1 protein-coding gene and 1 pseudogene are annotated in these 1516 nt (G+C 70.1%); one reads left to right on the top strand and one right to left on the bottom strand.

All coding sequences use genetic code 11. From position 1 onward, the window contains the following. Positions 1 to 956 (bottom strand): type I glyceraldehyde-3-phosphate dehydrogenase (gap, locus tag AB0C69_RS42195; protein ID WP_360362552.1); only part of this gene is annotated, 956 nt, incomplete at its 3' end. Between the two features lie 210 nt (positions 957 to 1166). Between gap and AB0C69_RS42190 the strand changes: the two are divergent. Next, a pseudogene (locus AB0C69_RS42190) lies at positions 1167 to 1516 on the top strand (hypothetical protein); the annotation flags it as partial.

Below are 1516 nucleotides of genomic sequence, written 5' to 3'. Positions count from 1 at the left end.
GCTCGGATCGCCGAACGGCACCAGCCGACGACCTTCACCTGGTCGCCGATGACCTTGGTCAGCCCGGAGTCGAAGATGCAGGACGACGGGTCGGTGACGATGTCGCTGGAGACGATCGGGTCCTCGGTGTAGGTGAGGTAGCCCTTGAGGGGGCCCTCGGCGGCCGCCCGGAACGCCTCGTTGACCTCCTCGACCGTCACGTCGCGGGACAGCTCGACGGTGAGGTCGGTGGCCGAGCCGGTCGGCACCGGGACGCGCAGGGCGTAGCCGTCCAGCTTGCCCTTCAGCTCCGGCAGCACCAGGCCGATCGCCTTCGCGGCGCCGGTGGAGGTCGGGACCACGTTCAGCGCGGCGGCGCGGGCGCGGCGCAGGTCCTTGTGCGGGGCGTCCTGCAGGTTCTGGTCCTGCGTGTAGGCGTGGACCGTCGTCATCAGGCCCTTCTCGATGACGAAGTTGTCGTGCAGCACCTTGGCCAGCGGGGCCAGGCAGTTGGTGGTGCAGGACGCGTTGGAGATCACCGTGTGGTTCGCCGGGTCGTACTTGTCCTCGTTGACGCCGAGGACGACGGTGAGGTCCTCGTTCTTCGCCGGCGCGGAGATGATGACCTTCTTGGCGCCGTTGTCGGCGTGCACCCGGGCCTTGTTCGCGTCGGTGAAGAAACCGGTCGACTCGACGACGATGTCGGCGCCGACGTCGCTCCACTTGAGGTTCGCGGGGTCGCGCTCCTCGAAGGCCCTGATGGCCTTGCCGCCGACGACGATCTCGTTCTCGGTGGCGCGCACGTCCTCGGGGAAGCGGCCGAGGATGCTGTCGTACTTGAGCAACTGGGCGAGCGTGGCGTTGTCGGTCAGGTCGTTGACCGCCACGACCTCGATGTCGGCCCCGGACGCCTTCACCGCGCGGTAGAAGTTGCGGCCGATCCGGCCGAACCCGTTGATGCCTACTCGGATGGTCACGGAACCGCTCTCCTCGTACGTCGTATCGCCCGGTGCCAGCCGGGCTCACCTACGGTCGATCCGGGGTCATCCCCCACCTCAGACCCTATCCAATGACCCACGAGTAGCCCGACACCGGTTTCGTGGGAACCACGGGTGAGCCCGTCTCCCCCGGTAGGGGGACATCCCCCCTTTCACGACATAGCACGATCATCACTACACTCCGGGGCCATGTGGCGCGGGTGGTCGGTTCTGTTGGCGGGGCTGGTGGGGGCCGTGCTGCTCGGCGGACCGGCCGGGGCGGCGCCCGCCCCGGACCGCGCCGGCCCGGCGAACCGCGCGGACGCCATCGCCGCCGCGCTCCGCCGCGACCCCGTGTACGTCACCGACCACGCGCCCCGCGCGCTGCCCCCGGACACCGCCGCGCGGATCAGGGCGTCCGTCGCCCGGCTCGGCGTCCCGGTGTACGTCGCGGTGACGCCGACCTCGGGCCTCGGCCCGCAGAACGCGACCGAGTCCTTCGCGGCTCTGCTGCGCGACCGGCTCCGTAAGGACGGCGTCTACATCGTGGTCCCCCCGTC

It is taken from the genome of Actinomadura sp. NPDC048032, assembly GCF_040653175.1.
Taxonomy (GTDB): Bacteria; Actinomycetota; Actinomycetes; order Streptosporangiales; family Streptosporangiaceae; genus Spirillospora; species Spirillospora verrucosospora.
Note: the sequence above shows the minus strand (reverse complement) of the source record. Positions and strands in the feature narration are given on the sequence as shown.